Here is a 2,127-nt window from a genome sequence, read left to right as displayed (position 1 = left end):
GCGCTTCAGGCGTTCATCGGTCGGTATGGCTGCATTGGGATCGGGTGTATTCAGGAGCGTCAGGTCCGCGCGGCGGAAGAACTGCCGATAGTCGGCGATGTGTCTGCGCTTGATCTCGGCAAAGGGAGCGGAGGCTACGGTGAGATAGCGGCGGCAGGCCCCCTCCATATCCTGCGTTCTGATCTCGGTTGCGGCGCACAGAAGCAGTGTTACCTCGGTGGCACCTTCAACCTTGAGAGTGTTTTCTGCTGCGGAGATACGGCCTCCGTGATTCAGGACCACCATTTCGGAACGGAAGCGGACACCGGCTTGACGTTCCTGGGTTGCTGGGTCGGTGGTCGGCTTCACCGGTAGCGCCTGTCCGGTCATAACCAGCCGCTTACTGCCTACGACCTCAGTGGTTGCATTTGCCGGACGGTCGAGTGTCGCGGTGAAGGAGAGCTTTCCAGGAGCGCTGGCCGTGAGATGAACGACGATGACCTGGTCCGGAGCAGACGAGAAGACCTCACGGACAAAGGTGACTCCGTTGCTGACAAACCGCGTGGTCACGATGGCGGAGTCGAGATCTAGCTCATGACGATACTTCGAAGTGTCAGTAATGCCGTCGAAGTTCAGATGCAGATCGCCGAGAGTCTGGTAGTAAGGCATCCGTGTCGGAACGGCGATGACATCCTTCATCGCCAACGCCTCCGCCTCTTTCACCTTGCCTTCGAAGAGCAGCTCGCGAACACGGCGAACGCCTTCGGCTGCATTGGGATTGACGCGATCGCGCTTCTCGCCGACCCAGATGGTCTCTTCGTTGAGCTGAATACGCTCTTGAACAGGCTCCCCAAAGACCATGGCGCCAAGGCGCCCATTGCCTACAGGGAAGGCATCGCGCCACTCCCCGGCAGGATGGTTAAACCAGAGGCGATAGCGGGGTTCTGGCTGAGAGGTCGCGATGGCGTTGCCTCGCCTGGAAGTGGCGGCGACACCGGCCAGGACGGAGTCACGCAGAAAGCTGCGGCGTGAGAGGTGCATTGATATCTCCTTATCGTTTCCACACGAAGCCCGCACTATGCGCAGGCAGATCGAGGGTAGAGGTTTTCCCCATGTGCATGGGGTGTAGTGTGATTCCTTCTTTGCTTTCGAATCCGAGACCGGTCAGCAGCATGCCCCTGTTCCAGGGACTCTCCGTGTGAATACGAAGGGGATCTGCGGTCTTATTAAAGAGAGCGAGCCTCGATTCTCCGCGTGCATCTTTCGCCGCATAGGCGGTGATACGGTCGCTGTCGCAGGTGAGTGTGCAGGGGATGAGAGTTGCATCGACAAACCTTTGGGCCAGCAACATGCCATAGAATTCGGGACGCCGGGTCAACGGTTTGACCAGCCCACCGGCGATCGGAGTGTAGTTACCATCGCCGCCGCCATGCATATTGACGCCAACGCATCCGGCCTGCGCCCACTGCAGCATGAAGTCTCCGCACCAGAGGGCTGAAGCCAGGGTGTCGCTGACTCCGAGCTTGCCGCCATCCCAACAGGAGTTGCCCTCCGCCATGCGGAAGGGAAGCGCGGTCGGCTTCACCGCGGCCATGATCTTATTCACGTCCCCGGTCCGCTGCTTTGGAGTGGGCGACATGAGTTGATCGAGCGTGGCGCCTTCGCTTCGAGCTGGACCCATCGCGTAGTAGTGAGCCGTGAGCAGGATGACCTCCGGATAGTGGCCGCGCTGCATCTCTTCCGCGAAAGCGGTGAGGTAAGGGAGCTTGTTGGAGATATCCGGTCCGGCGAGCTTTAATCCCAGAATCTTTGAGACAAGGGCCTCGCGAAACCGTTTCCACTCTTCCAGAAAATCAACGGGTCCCCAGGTTGCGGGGCGGTAGCGGGTTCGCCATGAGTCAGGCTCATTGCCGAGCTGGAAGCAGATGAGTTTTGCCCCGAGTGTCTTTTGCACATAGGCGGCCTCGGCGACTGCATTTTCAACGCTGCCTTGTGCCATGTTGAGGCCATAGATACAGGTCCAGCCCGTGGCATCCAGAAATCCGCGTAGGGCGTCGATCGCCGTAGTGGAGATGGGGAACTCTTTCTTCGCGGTCTTCTCTGTATCGGGGTAGTGAGCCGTGAGCAGGATGACCTCCGGATAGTGGC

At 59.3% G+C, this 2,127-nt stretch carries 1 protein-coding gene and 1 pseudogene; both read right to left on the bottom strand.

What is annotated here, in order from left to right; genetic code table 11:
* Positions 1-1,020 (bottom strand): glycoside hydrolase family 95 protein (locus tag AB4043_RS23370; RefSeq protein WP_442308246.1); only part of this gene is annotated, 1,020 nt, incomplete at its 3' end.
* Between the two features lie 10 nt (positions 1,021-1,030).
* Positions 1,031-2,127: pseudogene (locus tag AB4043_RS23365) on the bottom strand (hypothetical protein); the annotation flags it as partial.

This window comes from Terriglobus sp. YAF25 (genome assembly GCF_052113305.1).
In the GTDB taxonomy this organism is placed as follows: domain Bacteria; phylum Acidobacteriota; class Terriglobia; order Terriglobales; family Acidobacteriaceae; genus Terriglobus.
This window is presented reverse-complemented; position numbering and strand designations above follow the sequence as displayed.